The 18,062-nt window shown below is 27.9% G+C and carries 17 protein-coding genes; 7 read left to right on the top strand and 10 right to left on the bottom strand.

The window, feature by feature from the left end; genetic code table 11:
• Nucleotides 1-48: 48 nt before the first annotated feature.
• The 3 genes from deoC to Q0733_RS05080 all read right to left on the bottom strand — a co-directional run bounded on the left by deoC (nucleotide 49) and on the right by Q0733_RS05080 (nucleotide 2,173).
• Entirely contained in the window at nucleotides 49-711 is a 663-nt protein-coding gene (gene deoC / locus Q0733_RS05090) for a deoxyribose-phosphate aldolase (RefSeq protein WP_367276290.1), read from the bottom strand.
• A gap of 54 nt (nucleotides 712-765) precedes the next feature.
• The gene (locus Q0733_RS05085) at nucleotides 766-1,506 is read right to left on the bottom strand and encodes an energy transducer TonB (protein ID WP_298779733.1); all 741 of its coding nucleotides are present in this window, start codon (nucleotides 1,504-1,506) and stop codon (nucleotides 766-768) included.
• A gap of 97 nt (nucleotides 1,507-1,603) precedes the next feature.
• Nucleotides 1,604-2,173: a DUF3109 family protein gene (locus Q0733_RS05080; protein WP_298779731.1), complete on the bottom strand. Its 570-nt coding sequence runs from the start codon at nucleotides 2,171-2,173 to the stop codon at nucleotides 1,604-1,606.
• Between the two features lie 91 nt (nucleotides 2,174-2,264).
• On the opposite strand from Q0733_RS05080, the gene Q0733_RS05075 reads away from it, so the two are divergent.
• The gene (locus Q0733_RS05075; protein WP_298779727.1) at nucleotides 2,265-2,849 is read left to right on the top strand and encodes a MarC family protein; all 585 of its coding nucleotides are present in this window, start codon (nucleotides 2,265-2,267) and stop codon (nucleotides 2,847-2,849) included.
• 1 nt (nucleotide 2,850) lies between these two features.
• The gene (locus tag Q0733_RS05070) at nucleotides 2,851-3,456 is read left to right on the top strand and encodes an FAD-dependent oxidoreductase (protein ID WP_298779724.1); all 606 of its coding nucleotides are present in this window, start codon (nucleotides 2,851-2,853) and stop codon (nucleotides 3,454-3,456) included.
• Between the two features lie 187 nt (nucleotides 3,457-3,643).
• Here Q0733_RS05070 and Q0733_RS05065 read toward each other — a convergent pair whose 3' ends face one another.
• The 5 genes from Q0733_RS05065 to Q0733_RS05045 form a co-directional block, all read right to left on the bottom strand.
• A complete protein-coding gene (locus Q0733_RS05065) occupies nucleotides 3,644-4,297 on the bottom strand; it encodes a response regulator transcription factor (RefSeq protein WP_298779721.1) in 654 nt (217 codons plus the stop codon).
• Nucleotides 4,298-7,489, bottom strand: coding sequence for a PAS domain-containing protein (locus Q0733_RS05060; RefSeq protein WP_298779718.1), 3,192 nt, complete (start codon nucleotides 7,487-7,489; stop codon nucleotides 4,298-4,300).
• Between the two features lie 170 nt (nucleotides 7,490-7,659).
• Entirely contained in the window at nucleotides 7,660-9,516 is a 1,857-nt protein-coding gene (glmS, locus tag Q0733_RS05055) for a glutamine--fructose-6-phosphate transaminase (isomerizing) (RefSeq protein ID WP_298779716.1), read from the bottom strand.
• Between the two features lie 32 nt (nucleotides 9,517-9,548).
• Nucleotides 9,549-11,135 carry a DUF4270 domain-containing protein gene (locus Q0733_RS05050; RefSeq protein ID WP_298779715.1) on the bottom strand — a complete coding sequence of 529 codons (1,587 nt, stop codon included), beginning with the start codon at nucleotides 11,133-11,135 and terminating at the stop codon, nucleotides 9,549-9,551.
• A gap of 11 nt (nucleotides 11,136-11,146) precedes the next feature.
• Complete coding sequence (locus Q0733_RS05045) at nucleotides 11,147-11,956, bottom strand: glycogen/starch synthase (protein ID WP_298779713.1); 810 nt, start codon at nucleotides 11,954-11,956, stop codon at nucleotides 11,147-11,149.
• A gap of 97 nt (nucleotides 11,957-12,053) precedes the next feature.
• Here Q0733_RS05045 and panC point away from each other — a divergent pair, with 97 nt between their 5' ends.
• From panC to radA, 4 genes are all read left to right on the top strand, one after another.
• The gene (gene panC / locus Q0733_RS05040; RefSeq protein ID WP_298779711.1) at nucleotides 12,054-12,899 is read left to right on the top strand and encodes a pantoate--beta-alanine ligase; all 846 of its coding nucleotides are present in this window, start codon (nucleotides 12,054-12,056) and stop codon (nucleotides 12,897-12,899) included.
• Nucleotides 12,900-12,929: 30 nt separating this feature from the next.
• Entirely contained in the window at nucleotides 12,930-13,280 is a 351-nt protein-coding gene (gene panD / locus Q0733_RS05035; RefSeq protein ID WP_298779710.1) for an aspartate 1-decarboxylase, read from the top strand.
• A gap of 2 nt (nucleotides 13,281-13,282) precedes the next feature.
• Entirely contained in the window at nucleotides 13,283-14,227 is a 945-nt protein-coding gene (locus Q0733_RS05030) for a lysylphosphatidylglycerol synthase transmembrane domain-containing protein (RefSeq protein ID WP_298779708.1), read from the top strand.
• Nucleotides 14,228-14,424: 197 nt separating this feature from the next.
• Nucleotides 14,425-15,786, top strand: a complete 1,362-nt coding sequence (gene radA / locus Q0733_RS05025; RefSeq protein ID WP_298779706.1) for a DNA repair protein RadA — start codon at nucleotides 14,425-14,427, stop codon at nucleotides 15,784-15,786.
• A gap of 67 nt (nucleotides 15,787-15,853) precedes the next feature.
• Here the strand turns inward: radA and Q0733_RS05020 are convergent, their stop codons facing one another.
• Both Q0733_RS05020 and Q0733_RS05015 read right to left on the bottom strand, forming a co-directional pair.
• Nucleotides 15,854-16,600 (bottom strand): uroporphyrinogen-III synthase, encoded by a 747-nt coding sequence (locus Q0733_RS05020; RefSeq protein WP_298779705.1) that lies wholly within the window; start codon nucleotides 16,598-16,600, stop codon nucleotides 15,854-15,856.
• A gap of 16 nt (nucleotides 16,601-16,616) precedes the next feature.
• Entirely contained in the window at nucleotides 16,617-17,204 is a 588-nt protein-coding gene (locus Q0733_RS05015; protein ID WP_298779923.1) for a DUF4271 domain-containing protein, read from the bottom strand.
• Between the two features lie 133 nt (nucleotides 17,205-17,337).
• Between Q0733_RS05015 and Q0733_RS05010 the strand changes: the two genes are divergently transcribed.
• Nucleotides 17,338-18,060, top strand: coding sequence for a polyprenol monophosphomannose synthase (locus Q0733_RS05010; protein WP_298779704.1), 723 nt, complete (start codon nucleotides 17,338-17,340; stop codon nucleotides 18,058-18,060).
• The last annotated feature ends 2 nt before the right edge of the window (nucleotides 18,061-18,062 follow it).

Raw genomic sequence — 18,062 nt, 5'->3', positions numbered from 1 at the left:
AAATTTCTTTTGCTGATGATGTACCAATTCTATCAACTCCTAAAGAAATCATTTTAAAGCTGTTTCGTAATCTCTTACTCCACCTGCAGCTTTTATTTGTAATGGTTTTGCGTTTTCTGAAATTAACTTTATTGTTTCAAAAGTAGCTCCATTAGCTTTGTTATTTATTGTTTTAAAAAAACCTGTTGACGATTTTACAAATACGTTTTTAATTTCTTTTTTATCAAAATTTTTGAGCACAACTTCTTTTATCAATTGTGAAATTACAATAATTTCTTCTGACGTTAAAGCAGCCACTTCTATAATCCATTTTACAACTTTATTGTTTTCTAAACAAAGTTTTGTTCCTTCTAAAACTTCTTGTTTTATTAAGTCAATTTTTCCTTCTTTAAAAGCTTTGTAATTAATAACAAAATCTAATTCATCTACTCGCAAAGTAATTGCCTTTTTAGCTTCTAAAAGTTTATTTTTTATAGATGAATCTCCCTCAGGAAAATCGATAACTGTACCAATTAAAACTTCTGAATTAGATTTAGATAGCTCTTTTTTTGCTAATGAAATGTATTTTGCACGAATCATAACTAATTTATAATTGTATAAAATTGCTTCATTAATTAAATCAACTACTTTTTGCTGATTTTCTTCTTCAGGAATATCGGCTTGAGTAGCTGTTTTTAAATAAGTGGCATCTAAAAATTGATTAATTTTCATATTCTCAAAAATACAAATAATAAAAAACCCAACTTAAAAAGTTGGGTTTAAAATTTAATCTACATTAAAAGAAATAGGTAAATTATATTTGACTTTTACAAATTTATTATTTTGTCTTCCTGGTTTAAATTTCGGAAGTTTTTTAATTAATTTTTGTGTTTCACTTTTAAGTTTAACATGCGGAGCTCTAATTTTAATATCTGTAACATTACCTTTATCATCTATAATAAACTGAGTTCGAATTTTATATTTTCCAGAACTCAGACCTACTTCACTTGCTAAATCAATATCAAAATTACGTTGTACAAATTTTTTCATCTGTTTATCAAAGCAAATTTTATTTTCTTCTTTTGATAAACCTTCACAGCCCTTAAAAACTGGAGCTTCTTGTATAAAATCAAAAGGAACATCTTCAATAATTACTGGAGGTTCATAAACTTCTACAATATCATCCATATCCACTTCAACAATATTTTCTGTAGGTTCATCAATAATTAAAGTTTCAATAACATCATTTTTACCTTTTTCAATTGGTTCATCTAACAAAAGAGGTGAAGCTTTTGGAGGGTCAATTTTAGGAAGTTCTTTGGGTTTTCTTGTGAAAAAGACCTCTGTTTCAGGATCTACAAATACGTATTCGTGTTCAAAATCATTTGAAGCTACAACATGTTTTTCCTCTGTTTGATGTTCTAAAGTTAAGTACACTACAAAAAGGACTAATACAAGACCTAATTGTGTAAAAATGTTAGAAAATTTTTCTAATTGTTTTCTTGGTAATTTTTTTTTGTTACTCATAATCAAAGTTTTAAAATGTTAAAACTTTGTTAAACCAAATAACATGCCAAAAAATAAAGTCAAATAATTAAACCTAATATTGACTTTTAAACTTCAATTATTTTAAGTGTTTTTCAGCAACTTTTTCTAACTCATCATACCAATCTTCACCAAACTTTCTAACTAAAGCTTGTTTTACAAATTTATAAACTGGCACTTGTAATTCTTTTCCTAAAGTACAGGCGTCATCACAAATTTCCCATTTATGGTAGTTTACAGCGGAAAACTCACTATAATCTTTTACTCTTATTGGATATAAATGACAAGAAACTGGTTTTTTCCAGTCAATTTCCCCTTGATTATAAGCTTCTTCAATTGCACATAGCGCAGTGTTCTTTTCATCAAAAATAACATACGCACAATCTGCTCCATTTATCAATGGGGTTTCTAACTCACCCCATTCACTAGTAACCCAAGTGCCTTCTTTTTCAATAACATCAATTCCTTCTTTTCTTAAAAAAGGTTTTACTTTTGGGTAAATTTTTTCTAACATCTTGGCTTCCTCTTTTTCAAGTGGAGCACCAGCCTCTCCATCTACACAGCAGGCTCCTTTACAAGCAGATAAATTGCAAACAAAGTCTTTTTCTATAATATCTTCAGAAACAATTGTTTTTCCTAGTTGAAACATTTTACAAAAATATGATTATTTTTTTTCTATTTTTTTACATTTTCATAAAATTAGTTACTTAGTTTTGTTAAAAAATTAAACTTAATTAACTATGAACTTTCAATTTACAGAAATTCTTACTGCTTTTATGGTTTTATTTGCAGTGATAGATATAATTGGTAATATTCCAATTATCATTGACTTAAGAAAAAAAGCTGGTCATATTCAATCAGAAAAAGCCTCATTAATAGCTTTATTTATTATGATCCTATTTCTTTTTCTTGGGCAAAGTTTACTTACATTAATTGGTATTGATGTAAATTCTTTTGCAGTTGCTGGTGCTTTTATTTTATTTTTTATCGCTTTAGAAATGATTTTAGGCATTACTTTATATAAAGATGATGGAGGTTCTGCAACAATTACCGCTACTGTTTTTCCTTTAGCTTTTCCTTTAATTGCTGGTCCTGGTAGTTTAACAACCTTACTTTCTTTACGTGCAGAATTTGCAATAGAAAACATTATTGTTGCTGTACTATTAAATATATTGGTTTTATATATTGTTTTAAAAACATCATCTAAAATTGAACGACTTATAGGTCCAACTGGAATTCAAATTATCCGTAAAGTTTTTGGAGTTATTTTACTTGCAATTGCAATAAAATTATTTACTCAAAACATAAAAGAGCTTTTTATTTAAAATGAATTTTGATGTATTAATTATTGGCGGCGGTGTTGCAGGTATGCAATGTGCTTTAGTTTTAGGTTCTGCATACCAAAAACCTTTTGCTAAAGACAAAAAAATTGGTGTTATAATCCATCAAAGAAGTTCTCATTTACAAAACGCTTTATTTAATAATGTGTTAGGATTGCCTCCAAAAACTCTAGGGAGCAATATTTTAATTGATGGTAAAAAACAATTATCTACATTATATAATAATATTCTTTTGATTGAAAATGAGAAAGCTATCACTATAGATGAAATTTCTGGTGGATTTAATATTTCAACCAATAAAAACATCTATTCTTCTAAAATTGTAGTATTGGCATTAAATTATTCAAAACCTTTTACAATAGATGGTTTAAATGATTTTGTGATTCCACATCAAAAAGCAAATCCAGAAAAAGATAGAATTCAATTAAAAAACAAAGATCACTATATTAAAAACGGATTGTTTTGTTGTGGTACAATTGCTGGTCATAGAAGTCAATTTTCAATTGCTGCTGGTAGTGGAGCTGCTGTTGCTACAGATATTCTTACACTTTGGAATAAAGGTAATCCCACCAAGGTTCACGATAAAATATAAGAAAATCACCTATTGAAAAAGGTAATTTCGTTGTATATATTTGTTGTAAATATTTATTAAATTAAAAACTTAATTATATTATATTTCCCCCAAGAATATTTTAAAAAAAGCTAAACTAAAATAATAGTTTAGCTTTTTAATATTTATTAAAGACTTAACCCTTTTCTATTGCTTCATTTATTTTAAATCAAGTATCCAAAGTTGTTAATCCTTTTTTAATGGCATATTTTGTTAGTTCTGGTATGGTAAATAATTCCGTTTTTTTCATGATATTATTTCTATGAACATCAATAGTTTTAGGGCTTAAAAATAATACTTCTCCAATTTCTTTAGAAGTTTTGCCTTCAGAAATTAATTGTAATACCTCTTTTTCTCTTGAACTTAAGGGTGCTTTTTCTAAAGATTCACCTTTTTTAAGTTGTATTAAAAAATCTTGATTTAAGTCTTTAGAAAGATATTTTTTATTTTCCATTACTGTTGAAATTGCAGTAATTAATTCATCAGAATCTCCATCTTTTAATAAATATCCAAAAGCACCAGCTTTAAACATACCTTGAATAAATTGTTTTCCTGAATGCATGGAAAGACCAATTATTTTTATTTCTGGATGAGCTTTATAAATTTGTTTTGCAGCCTCAACTCCATTTAAACCTGGCATTGCAACATCCATAATAATTACATTTGGCAGTAACTTTGAAGCAATTTTAATAGCTTCTCGTCCGTCTGAAGCTTCACCAATTATATGCATATTTAATCTTTGCTCTATAATATTTCTTAAACCTTTTCTAACTAATTGATGATCATCTACTAGTACTATTTTAATTTCTTTATTATTACTCATTTATATAATGGGGATAAATATGTTAACTGAAGTTCCAATATTTATTTTTGATTTTATTGTAAATTTTCCTTGTATATTTCTAACACGTTCTTTTACTGCAAACAATCCAAAACCTGAGCCAGAATGGCCTTTATAATTTTTTAATTTGGTTGTATTAAACCCTACACCATCATCAGTTAGTACTATATTAACACCTAATTTATTTTTAGTAATATCTAACTTTATTAGCGTTGCATTAGCGTATTTTAAAATATTTTTAACCAACTCTTGTATACTTCTATACACTAAGATTGATGTTATATCACTTAACTTAATAACACTCACATTGGTATTTACCCTACATTTAATTTTATGAGTAGCTTCTACATCTTCTAACAGCCAATTTAATGCATCAATAATACCTAACTGATATAATACTGGTGGAGAAAGTTCGTAAGTTATTCTACGACTTTTTTCTAATACTTCAGAAATGTGTTTTTCTACAAAGAGTAAATCTTTATTTATGGTATCTAACTCTGGCTTTTTTTTCAGTTCATTAATTTTCATTTTAGAAATAACTAATGATTGACTTAAATGATCATGAATATTAGATGCAATTTCTTTTTTTTGCTTTTCTTCTATTAAAGTCATTTCGGTAGTCATTTTTTGAAGTGAACTTTGATATTCTTGAATTTCTTTTTGCGCCAACTTCCATTGAGTAATATCTCTTGATGAAGTAACGTAAAAGTTAATTTTATTGTCTTTATATACTGGCGATGACAAAAACTCTAGCCAAACATAACTCCCATTTTTATGACGAACTCTTAAAGTGTATTTTTTAAGTTTTTTACTATCAAACTCTTTTGCATACATTTTATCTTTAAAACTACTAATATCATCAGGATGAACTATATTAAATACTTTTTTCCCTATAAAATCATCTTGTTTATAGCCAAGAATTGTTTTTATAGAAGGGCTTATATATTTAAAAGTACTATCTACTTCTTGTAGGCAAATTAAATCATTAGAGTTATCGGTTATTAAACGATACATCTCTTCTACTTTTTCAATTTTACTCCTAATTTTTTTTTGTTCCGTTAAATCTTGATTGATTCCTTTTAAACTAATAACCTTACCATTTTTTCCAAATATAGGTTTACAAATAGATTTTATATTTTTTACTTCATTATTAGGCAAACAAATTCTAAATTCAATATCAAAAGGAATTCCATTATCGTAAATTAATTGGATAGTATTATAAAATAGTTTTTGATCATCTTTGTGAATTCTATTTAACACCTCTTCTCTTTTTGGCATTGGTTTTTCTATGTCAAAACCCCAAATTCTATAGGTTTCTTCAGACCATTCTAATTTATTAGTTGTTAAATCAAATAACCAACTACCTACGTGAGCAATCTCTTGAGATTCTTTTAATCGATTTAAAGACTTTCTTTTTTCTAATTCAGCATCTTTTATTTTTTGAATACTTTGAATACTTATTGGAACTGTTTTTTGTTCTAATTTTGTAGCAGGTATTGGTATTGAAATTATTGCTGAAAACTCATCTCCTTTTAAGGTTTTATAGTTTATTTCAGATGTAAATGATTTTTCTTTATTCCATATAGATGCAATAAGTTTTATAAATACTTTATCTGCACCTTCACCAAAAGTTTCCGTTACATTATTTAAATACTCTTCATTATTTTTTGCTTTAAATAATTTTAGAGTGGCATTATTTACTTTATTTACTTTTAAATTTTCTAGTACCTTAAATAATATTTCTGGTCTTTGTTCTACATATAATAATATATCTGATATTTTAATTTTTCTAAGTTCATCAATTTGATCAAAAATTAAACTTAAATCTACATTGCATATAGAAATTGAGGCATTATCAAATAACCTAATATAATTATCTTTAATTCTTAAATTTTCTTCCTCAATTCTTTTTCTATCGGTAATATCTTTAGTTACACCAAAAACATTTTCTTTAGAGCTCATTTCAAGCGCTATAATATATAGATGTCTAATTTCTCCTGATGGTCTTTTTATTCTAAAATCAAATGGAAAAAACACTTTACCTTCTGATAAAGAATTTACAGCATTGTTTATTTTATACAAATCTTGGGGCAATGCAAGTTTTTGTACGTTTTCATGAGAAGGATTAAAAAAATCTTTATTTACACCGTAAATATTATACATTTCATCAGACCACTCTGCGGTATCTGTTAACATATTCCACTGCCAACTACCAATATGACTTAACTTTTGAGCTTGATTTAAAGTATTATTTAATTTAAATAATTTTTGATTTTTTTGATTTAAATTAATTTCATTTAATTTTAGAGCAGTAATATCTTGTAAAACCCCTCTTCTACCAATAATTTCATTTTTATCATTATAAGTAGGTTCTCCGATATTACGAACCCAACGTTTTTCTTTTTTTAAGTTGGTTAACTCTAATTCAATATCATAAGACTCTCCTTTTTTGGCAAAAATTTCTAAAGATTCTAAAAGTATTTTTTTTGATTTTTGACTAAATACATTTAAAATATCTTCAATACTTGGCACACCAAATTTTGGATCAGATCCAAAAATTTGATAAATAGCATCCGACCAAAAAAGTGTATCTGTTAATATATCAAATTTCCAATATCCAATTTTAGCCATTCTACCAGCTTCTTTTAAAGAATATTCATTTTCTTTAACTAGTTCTAATGTAGTTTGAATTTTTTTCTTTGAAAGCTCTAACTCTTTTACTTGTAGCTCTTTTTCAATATTTTGCTCTATAATTACTTGTTCTGCAATTTTACGTTTATGAATATCTTTACATACTTTAACAAGTTCTATTACATCGCCTTTATCATTTTTTAGAGGATATATGTATTCAGAAAACCATCTTTTTTCTCCCAACCAATCTAAATACACTTCAATAGTTTCGCTATTTCCTGTTTGCTTTACTCTTTTAAAAGCATCAAAAAGTGTATTAGAAATCTCTTTAGTAAATAAATCACTAGGCATTTTACCTACAATACCTTTAGCTGTTATTGGATAGCAATTAGGTTCATTATAATAGATGTATTTGCCATTTGGCTTATGTATTGTAATCATATCTTCAGATGCTTTTAAAAGCATTTTGAAGCGATTTTCACTTTGTTTTAATCTAGAAATCTCTTGTTCTAAATCTTGGTAGGTCAATTTCTTATTTGACATTATTAGGGAATGGGGATATTTACTTTAGAGTTTTAAATCTAATCTTAAAAAAATATAGCCTAAGGTAAGAATATTTTTTCGTTTTACTTTTTTAAAAAAAGTAATTTTAAAAAATAAAAAAATCCAACCTAAAGCTGGATTTTTAAAATATTTTATATCAAAAAAATTACTTATTCTACGGTAACAGATTTTGCTAAATTTCTTGGTTGATCTACATTTTTTTCTAACATTACTGCAATATGATATGACAATAATTGAAAAGGAATAGTAGTTAATAACGGCGTTAATGCCTCTTCTGTTTCTGGTATTTCAATTACATGATCTGCAATTTCTTTAACTTGAGTATCACCTTCAGTTACAATAGCAATAATTTTACCAGATCTAGATTTTATTTCTTGAATATTACTTACTACTTTTTCATAATGACCTTTGTTTGTTGCAATTACAAAAATTGGCATATTTTCATCAATTAAAGCTATTGGTCCATGTTTCATCTCTGCTGCAGGATATCCTTCCGCGTGTATGTAAGAAATCTCTTTTAATTTTAAAGCACCTTCCAAAGCTACTGGAAAATTAAAACCTCTACCTAAATACAAACAGTTTTTAGAGTCTTTGTAAACGGAAGCTATTTCTTTTACTTGATCGTCTACTTCTAACAACTTTTCTACCTGTCTAGGTATCTTTTGCATCTTTTGTAGATAATTCTTAAACTCATGACTAGACAATGATTTATTAGCTTTACCTAATTTTAATGCAATTAAAGTTAAAACAGTAATTTGTGTTGTAAATGCTTTTGTTGATGCAACTCCAATTTCTGGGCCAGCATGTGTATAAGCCCCAGAATGAGTTTCTCTAGCAATTGATGATCCAACCACATTACAAACTCCATATACAAATGCACCTTTAGACTTTGCTAACTTTATTGCAGCTAGAGTGTCAGCAGTTTCACCAGATTGAGAGATTGCAATTACAATATCTTTATTTGTAATAATAGGGTTTCTATATCTAAATTCTGATGCATATTCAACTTCAACAGGAATTCTAGCCATGTCTTCAATTAAATATTCAGCAACTAACCCAGCATGCCAAGATGTTCCACAAGCAACAATTATTATCTTATCTGCACTTAAAAACTTTTCAATATTCTCTTCAATACTAGACATTTTAATAATACTCTGATCAACTAACATTCTACCTCTAAAAGTATCTGTTATTGCTTTAGGTTGCTCATGTATTTCTTTAATCATAAAATGATCATAACCACCTTTTTCAATCTGATCTAAACTCATTTTAAGTTTTTGAACAGTAGGTTCTACTAAAGAATCATCATTAATTTTATGAACTTTTACTTTTTTACCAATTTTAATAATTGCCATTTCTTCGTCTTCTAAATAAATAGCATCTTTTGTATACTCTACAAAAGGTGATGCATCAGAAGCAACAAAAAACTCTTTGCTATCTTTTCCTATTCCAATTGCAATAGGACTTCCTAAACGCGCAACTATAATTTCATTAGGTTTTGATTTATCAAAAACAGAAATCGCATAAGCTCCAACAACACTATTTAAGGCTAGTTGCACAGCTTTACCTAACTTACATCCTTCTACCTTTTTTACTTCCTCAATTAAATTTATTAAAACTTCTGTATCCGTATCACTTTTAAACGTGTATCCTCTTTTTATTAACTCTTTTTTAATAGTATCATAGTTTTCTATAATACCATTATGAACAATTACTAGTTCTCCCGATTCTGAAAAATGTGGATGCGAATTTACATCATTAGGTACACCATGTGTTGCCCAACGTGTATGTCCCATTCCAATTGTTCCTATTTTTCTTTGTTCATCTTCATCAGTAATCAATTCTAAATCTGAAACTTTTCCTTTAGTTTTAGAAAGCTGCATCTTTTTCCCATCATAAATCATGATTCCTGCACTATCATAACCACGATATTCTAAACGTTTAAGTCCGTTTATTACTATAGGATAGGCCTCTCTGAAGCCTATATAAGCTGAAATTCCACACATAGTTTTTCTTTTGGGGGTTTTTAAAGGTTAGTTTACTTTTTCTCTGAATATGAAATCTTTAGAGTTGCTTTTTTATCTCCATCTGAAGAAGATTCATTAAATAAAGTTACAGCTCTTGGATTCCAGTTATAATTTTGAATTATTGTATCTGTTAATGTTGTTGGTGAATCTGTCAAATTAAAAGCTTTTATTTTTAAAGTTGGAGAATAATCTGAATCACCATTTAAAATAGAAGCAATATAATCAGTAATATTAAACGTATATTTTTCTTTATTACCATCGTCATCTAAAACTAATCCTCCATTAATTCCGTTAGTATTAGTTGCCGTAATTGCATCTAATACTTGACTAGAAACTGGTGTTGATTGGCTGTCATCATATTTATACAAATATAAATTATATGGCGCAGCACTAGTTTCTTTATCTTGATTGATATAAAAAGTTAGTGTTGCATCATTTATCAACCAGTTATTTAATCTTAACTCTTCTATTTGATCTGCAATTCCATTTGCATCATTATCTGAACCGAATAGATTAATCTCTGCTTCACTTCCGGCCGTTCCTTGAATAATAATTTCATCATTTGTAGGATATACTTTGTCTTCCATATTAAAAGTATTTACTCTATATCCTCTTAATAAAAAACTATCGTTTTTTTGAATTGTATCAATTACAGTAGCTCCATCATCTTTTAAAACTGTATTGGTATAGTAAACTTCTATAGAAGGGTTTAAATTTGTTATTGAATTACTAAAATTAAAAGACACTAGAGATCCTTCATTACCTGTAGCTTCAATAATTATACCTCTAAAATAATCATTAAAAGCTTGTTGAGATTCAAATTCTGTTGATTCATATTTGTCTAAAAATAATTCTTTAAATTTAGCTTTATCTAAAGCAATTCTTGCAAATGGAAGAGGTACAGTACTTGTACCAGAAGTTACTTTAATAGTATCTTGAGTATAAACTGTATTATCATGTAAAAATCTATCAATTATTAAAATTGTATCATTTTTATTTGGAATAAATTGATAATCTATTTGTTCATTTAAAGCAGTTCCAGTTTTTTCAAAAACATCATTTGAAAAAAATGTATTTACTTTTGTTGGATCTAAAGGATTATAAAAATTAATATAAGTATCTGATCTATATACATTCAAGTTAAATGCTTTTGTTTGATCACCAATAATTGAATCTAATTGATAATCTGGACCGTAAGAATTGATACTATCAAGAGTTGATTGATAAGGTAATTTAAGATACACTGCATCAACTGTAGTAACTACGGTTGTATCTGAATCATAAGTATCATCTACAAGTTTTAAATCATCAGAGATGGTTATCTGAGAAACAATTGAAGCTTCAATTTTTTCATAATCGTCACTTGCAAAAACTCCTAATAAATATTGGCCAGGTTCAACGGTAATATTATCAGATATTACCTTTTCAACAGGGCTATTTTTTGCAGTTACTTCGGCAAAAAAAGTACTTGTATCAAATTTAGTATTACTAATAACTTTTGATCCTATATCTGTAAAATCTTTTTCACAAGATATTATTGCACTAAATAAGCATATTAATACACAGGCATATATACTTCTTCTAATATTTTTCTTCACTATAAAAATAATTAATTAGCTGCTATTAAATCAGCATAAAAATTCAAATAATATTCTTTCAGATTCTCTGGTTCATATTCTAAAACTGGCATTTCTTGTGCTTCAATAAAAGTATTTAATTCGTCAGAAATAGTTTCACTACCTTTAATTATAGCATCAGAATTTTCAATGGCACTTTTTAAAATATTATTATGATTTGGTGTGTTTATAGTAGAAATTTTATCACTTTTCTTTAAATCAAACTTTACTTTACTGGCTAAATCTTCATTTAATGAACCTTCAAAACCACTATTATACAAAGAAGTAACTATTTTACTTTCCGTAAATAAAGGCTCTTCTTTATAAAACTCTCTTAAATATAATGGTAATAAAGATGCCAACCATCCATGAACATGAATAATATCTGGCGCCCAATTTAATTTTTTAACTGTTTCAACTACACCTTTTGCAAAGAAAATTGCTCTTTCATCATTATCAGAAAATAACTCATCATCTTCATCTGTAAAAACAGCTTTTCTTTTAAAATACTCTTCATTATCAATAAAATAAACTTGCATTCTTTCTTTTGGAATAGAAGCAACTTTTATGATAAGTGGCATATCAACATCATTAACAACTAGGTTCATTCCAGATAAACGAATTACTTCATGTAACTGATGTCTTCTTTCGTTAATAACCCCAAACCTTGGCATAAAAATACGGGTTTGAACTCCTTTTGAATGCGCATTTTTTGCTGCATTAAAAGCCGTTGAAGAAAGTTCTGTTTCTGGTAAATACGGAACTACTTCAGACGATACAAATAAAATTCTTTTGTCCTTCATTAAATCAAACTCTTTTAAAAAGAAGAGCAAAAGTACAAATTATTATGCTAATATCTGTTAAAATGCTAAGTTTGCAAACAATTTACACATATTTACTATGGATATTTTTAGCAAAAAAAAACTTTTAAAATACTATTTATCCTCTTGTAAAAAGGATAATAAAACTATTGGCTTTGTGCCTACAATGGGCGCTTTGCATCAAGGACATTTGTCTTTAATTAAAAAAGCGCAACAAAAAAATGATATTGTAGTGGTTAGTATTTTTGTTAATCCTACCCAATTTAATAATGTAGAAGACTTAGAAAAATACCCAAAAACATTAGAAAACGACATCAAATTGTTAAAAAGTATAAACTGCAATGTGCTTTTTACACCCACAGTAAATGAAATTTATGCTGATAAAGTAATTTCAGAAAAATTTAATTTTGATGGATTAGAACATCAAATGGAAGGGAAATTTAGAGAGGGTCATTTTGATGGTGTTGGTACAATTGTAAAAGCATTATTTAACATTGTAAAACCAGATATTGCTTATTTTGGTCAAAAAGATTTTCAGCAATTACAGATTATTAAAAAAATGGTTGAAAAACATCAACTAAAATTAAAAATAAAAGGCTGTCCTATTTTTAGAGAAAATGATGGTTTAGCAATGAGTTCTAGAAATGCGCGTTTAACTAAAGAGCACAGAAAAGCTGCACCTTTAATTTATAAAACACTAAAAAAAGCAAAGAAAAAATTTAGGAAAAAGAAGCCTGAAAAAGTTTTAAAATGGGTGCAAAATCAGTTTAAAAAACATGATTTGCTGGAATTAGAATATTTTACAATTGCTGATGAAAAATCATTAGAAACTATAAAAAGTAAAGAATCTGATAAAAAATACCGTGCCTTTATTGCAGTTTTCGCAGGAAAAATTAGATTAATAGACAATATTAAATTAAAATAACCCTAAACAAAAAAAACGTATTTTTACAACATGTTAGTACAAGTAGTAAAATCAAAAATCCATCGTGTAAAAGTTACAGGTGCAGATTTAAATTATATTGGAAGCATTACCATTGATGAAGATTTAATGGATGCGGCAGGTATTATTGAAGGCGAACGCGTTCAAATTGTAAACAACAATAATGGTCATCGTTTAGAAACCTATGCTATACCTGGCCCACGTGGTAGTGGAGAAATCACCTTAAATGGTGCAGCTTCTAGATTAGTAGCAGTTGGCGACGTTTTAATATTAATTGTTTATGCTTTTATGGAGTTAGAGCAAGCAAAAGTGTTTAAACCATCATTGGTTTTCCCAAACGAAAAAGACAACACGCTTACATAATTTTGAATTTTAAAAAAATTATAAAAATTATAATACCTCTCATTTTGGGAGGTTTTTTAGTTTGGTATTCTTTAACAATTGTTTCACCAGAAGAATTAGCAGAATATTTTAAAAATGCTAATTATTGGTGGATTGCTTTGGGTTTATTTTTCGGAGTTTTAAGCCACCTATCGCGTGCATATCGATGGAAATATTTACTAGAACCTTTAGGCTACAAACCAAAATTTACAAATTCAGCTTTAGCTGTTTTAATTGCCTATTTGGTAAACCTGTTTTTACCAAGAGCCGGAGAAGTTTCCAGAGCTGCTTTGATGGCTAATTATGAAAAAATCCCCTTTGAAAAAGGATTTGGAACCATAGTTGCAGAACGTATTGCAGACTTAATAATGATGTTAATTATAATTAGTATCACTCTTTTTATTCAGTTCGATTTTATTTGGGAATTACTAACCAAAGACTTTAATCCCGTTAAAACTATTAGCTCTTTATTGTTTGCAATTTTAGGATTAACAGCTATTATTTTATTTATAAAAAAGAGCAAAACCAAGTTTGCTTTAAAAGTAAAATCATTTGTTTTAGGTTTAAAAGAAGGAGTAACAAGTATCTTTAAAATGAAACATAAATGGTCTTTTATTTTCCATACTGTTTTTATTTGGGCAATGTACGTGGCTATGTTTTGGGCAACAATACCTGCAGTTGATGGTTTAGAAGTTCCTATTGGTGGAATTTTAATTGGATTTATTGCTGGCGGATTTTCTATTGCCGCAACTAATGGTGGTTTTGGCTTATATCCTGTTGCTGTTGCTAGTGCATTAGCACTTTTTGGAATTGATAAAGTTACCGGAAACGCTTTTGGTTGGATTATGTGGACAGCACAAACCGCCATGATTATCATCTTTGGAGGCTTATCATTCTTATTATTACCCATCTATAATAAAAATAAGTAATTTTTGGGCGTTCCCTAAAAGGTCGCGCTTTCATTACTCGCTTTTTTTGAAAAAACAAAAAAGAGCTCAAACACGCCATTCAATCGCTAACGCAATTACTTGCCAACTTTTAGATTAATTTATTTTTTAGATTATTAAAAAGTTTCATTCATAAACTTTGTAACTTTGATACTTTCTAATTTTGCAACTAAAATCAAATGGCCAAAACCAAAACAACTTTTTTCTGTCAAAACTGTGGAACTCAACATGCAAAATGGGTTGGTCAATGTAGTGCTTGTAAAGAATGGAATACCATTGTAGAAGAAGTAATTCAGAAAGAAGAAAAACGCGTTTGGAAACAATCTACCACAGCAAAAAATACTATAAATAAACCACTAAAAATTGCAGATATTCAGTTAAACCCTGAAGAAAGAATTATTACCAATAATAATGAACTAGATACTGTTTTAGGTGGTGGTTTGGTAAAAGGTTCTATAACACTTTTAGGAGGAGAACCTGGTATAGGAAAATCGACTTTATTATTACAAATTGCGCTAAACATCAACCAAAAAGTTTTGTATGTTTCTGGAGAAGAAAGTCAATCTCAAATAAAAATGAGAGCAGAAAGATTAGCAACAAACAACCCTAATTGCTTAATTCTTACAGAAACCAATACACAACAAATATTTAAAAATATTGAAGAAACTGAACCAGAAGTTCTGGTTATAGATTCTATACAAACATTACACACAAATTCTATTGAAGCCTCGCCTGGTAGCATTTCTCAAATTAGAGAAACTGCTGCAGAGCTCATAAAATTTGCCAAAGAAACTGCAACTCCAGTTTTATTAATTGGTCATATTAACAAAGAAGGAAACATTGCTGGACCAAAAATTTTAGAACATATGGTAGATGTTGTTTTGCAATTTGAAGGCGATAGAAATCATGTATATAGAATTTTACGATCACAAAAAAACAGATTTGGTTCAACTTCAGAATTAGGAATTTATGAAATGCTTTCTAACGGATTAAGAGAAATCTCAAATCCATCAGAAATACTAATTTCAAAAAAAGATGCCGATTTAAGTGGAACCGCAATTGCATCAACCTTAGAAGGTATTCGTCCTTTAATGATAGAAATTCAAGCACTAGTTTCTACTGCAGTTTACGGAACACCACAACGTTCTACAACTGGGTATAATCTTAAAAGGCTTAATATGATTTTAGCGGTTTTAGAAAAAAGAGCTGGTTTTAAATTGGGTGCAAAAGATGTATTTTTAAATATTACTGGAGGTATAAATGTAGATGACCCAGCAATTGATTTAGCAGTGGTTGCCGCCATTTTATCATCTAATCAAGATATTGCAATTAATCCTAACGTGTGTTTTGCTGCAGAAGTTGGTTTAGCAGGAGAAATAAGACCGGTTTCTAAAATTGATCAAAGAATTGTAGAAGCAGAAAAATTAGGCTATAAAACCTTTGTTACATCAAAATATAATAAAATTTCTTCTAAAAATCATGGCATTAAATTGATTTTAGTTGGTAATATCGAAGAAGCTTTTGCTACTTTGTTTGCATAAAAAAACCGAACATTTCTGCTCGGTTTTATCAATTTTATTAAAATTCTGAAACTTTATCAGAATAAAATTATTTTTTATTTACAACTTTTATATACTTATCTAAAGCCATAGTCATAGAAGGTGTTTCTGGTGTTGGTGCCTCAATATCGCACTTTAATCCAGCTTCTGTTACAGCTCTAACAGTAGATTTACCAAAAGCAGCAATTCTAGTATTATTTTGTTTAAAGTTAGGAAAGTTTTTTAATAAAGATTCAATTCCTGATGGACTAAAAAATACTAAAACATCATAAAACACATTTTCTAAATCAGACAAATCACTTACAACAGTTCTATATAAATCTGCACGTGTCCATTTTATACCTAAAGCATCTAATTCGTTAGGAATTAATGGTTTTAACTTATCAGAAGATGGTAGTAAAAAGTTTTCTGTTTTATGCTTTTTAATCAATTTTGTTAATTCAGGAAAAGTTCTATTACCAACATAAATTTTACGTTTTCTGTACACAACATATTTTTGTAAATAATAAGCAACAGCTTCTGATTGACAAAAATACCTCATAGAATCGGGCACTTTAAAACGCATTTCTTCTGCAATTCTAAAAAAATGATCTACAGCATTTCTACTTGTTAAAATAATTGCTGTAAAGTTTTTTAATTCGATTTTGTTTGCTCTAACTTCTTTTACAGGAATTCCTTCAACATGAATAAATGATCTAAAATCAATCTTTACTTTTTGTTTATCGGACAAATCAAAATATGGAGAAGTTTCTGTCTTAGGTGCAGGTTGAGAAACTAAAATTGTTTTCACTTTCATACGCTTTAGAATAAATTTAAAACAACAATTTAAACAATAAAAATAGCGGCGCTATTTCGAAGGCGCAAATGTACAAAATAAAATAAAACAACTGATTAAAAATCAGGTTTTTATTATAAGTTAAATGTAATACAAAACGAATAGCAAATAAGAACCCTGCAAAATAGAACAAAAATGTACTGCTAATATTAGAATATTGACTTAAAATAATACCAAAAAACAAGAAAAATGAAACAGAAATTAAATAACAAGATTTTGAAATTAAAAAAAATCGAACTTGATTTTTAATTAAAAAAAGCACAGATAATAGATATTCTAGTATCCATTTTAAAGAAAAATAAATAAATAGTGTATAAAAAATATTTAAAAAATTAGCAAAACCATGTTCTGCCAAAAACATCCTTGTTTTAAAATAATATGCTGTAAATGATATTGTTATAATTGAAAATAAAAAAAGTAAAATGTAAAATGAATTAAAGAATCCATTATTTTCTTCAGTTTCTATTTCTACAAAACCTTTGTTAAATAAAGAAAAAACATATCCTTTAAGTTTGGTTTGGCTTAATCCTTTTACAACAAATATGCACAAAAACAATAACATCAAAATTATTGTAATCCAATTATTAGAATTTATTATTTTTTCTACTGCTTGCAAGTAATTTTCATTTAATAATGATTAACACAAAATTAGTAATTAATTAATGTATATTTGCTTTCTTACTGCTGAAAATTAATTTATGTCAGACACTTTAGTAATAATTCCTACTTATAACGAAAAAGAGAATATTGAGGCTATTATAAGAGCTACTTTCAATCAAAAAAAGGAATTCCATATTTTAATTGTTGATGATAATTCTCCTGATGGAACTGCTAACATTGTTAAAACACTTATTGCTGAATTTAAAAATCAACTTTTTTTAGAGATTAGAAAAGAAAAAAACGGGCTAGGAACCGCTTATATTCATGGTTTTAAATGGTCAATTGCAAAAAAGTATGACTATATCATAGAAATGGATGCTGATTTTTCTCACAATCCTAAAGATTTAGTTCGTTTGTACAAGGCTTGTCATCAAGATGGAGCACATTTTTCTATTGGTTCCAGGTATGTAAAAAATCAAGTTAATGTTGTTAATTGGGACATTAAAAGACTTTTATTATCCTATTTCGCCTCAAAATATGTTCGTTTTATAACAAGAATGCCAATTTTTGATACAACAGCTGGTTTTGTTTGTTGGAAAAGAGAAGTTTTGGAAACCATTAATTTGGATAAAATCAAATTTGTTGGTTATGCTTTTCAGATAGAAATGAAATTTAAAGCGTGGAAACACAAATTTAATGTAAAAGAAGTCTCGGTTATTTTTACGGACCGAAGTTTAGGAGCTTCTAAAATGAGTGGGAATATTGTTTCTGAAGCACTTTTTGGTGTGATAAAAATGAAGTTAAAAGGATTACCTAAATAGTT

The organism is uncultured Polaribacter sp., from assembly GCF_947500975.1.
Classification (GTDB): domain Bacteria; phylum Bacteroidota; class Bacteroidia; order Flavobacteriales; family Flavobacteriaceae; genus Polaribacter.
This window is presented reverse-complemented; position numbering and strand designations above follow the sequence as displayed.

Bases quoted from the DNA above. Each gene is read 5' to 3' on its own strand.
- Q0733_RS05075 (WP_298779727.1), top strand. From the start codon at position 2,265: ATGAACTTTCAATTTACAGAAATTCTTACTGCTTTTATGGTTTTATTT.
- deoC (WP_367276290.1), bottom strand. From the start codon at position 711: ATGAAAATTAATCAATTTTTAGATGCCACTTATTTAAAAACAGCTACT.
- Q0733_RS05060 (WP_298779718.1), bottom strand. From the start codon at position 7,489: ATGTCAAATAAGAAATTGACCTACCAAGATTTAGAACAAGAGATTTCT.
- Q0733_RS05045 (WP_298779713.1), bottom strand. From the start codon at position 11,956: ATGAAGGACAAAAGAATTTTATTTGTATCGTCTGAAGTAGTTCCGTAT.
- glmS (WP_298779716.1), bottom strand. From the start codon at position 9,516: ATGTGTGGAATTTCAGCTTATATAGGCTTCAGAGAGGCCTATCCTATA.
- panC (WP_298779711.1), top strand. From the start codon at position 12,054: ATGGATATTTTTAGCAAAAAAAAACTTTTAAAATACTATTTATCCTCT.
- Q0733_RS05085 (WP_298779733.1), bottom strand. From the start codon at position 1,506: ATGAGTAACAAAAAAAAATTACCAAGAAAACAATTAGAAAAATTTTCT.
- radA (WP_298779706.1), top strand. From the start codon at position 14,425: ATGGCCAAAACCAAAACAACTTTTTTCTGTCAAAACTGTGGAACTCAA.
- Q0733_RS05020 (WP_298779705.1), bottom strand. From the start codon at position 16,600: ATGAAAGTGAAAACAATTTTAGTTTCTCAACCTGCACCTAAGACAGAA.
- Q0733_RS05010 (WP_298779704.1), top strand. From the start codon at position 17,338: ATGTCAGACACTTTAGTAATAATTCCTACTTATAACGAAAAAGAGAAT.
- Q0733_RS05080 (WP_298779731.1), bottom strand. From the start codon at position 2,173: ATGTTTCAACTAGGAAAAACAATTGTTTCTGAAGATATTATAGAAAAA.
- Q0733_RS05065 (WP_298779721.1), bottom strand. From the start codon at position 4,297: ATGAGTAATAATAAAGAAATTAAAATAGTACTAGTAGATGATCATCAA.
- Q0733_RS05070 (WP_298779724.1), top strand. From the start codon at position 2,851: ATGAATTTTGATGTATTAATTATTGGCGGCGGTGTTGCAGGTATGCAA.
- panD (WP_298779710.1), top strand. From the start codon at position 12,930: ATGTTAGTACAAGTAGTAAAATCAAAAATCCATCGTGTAAAAGTTACA.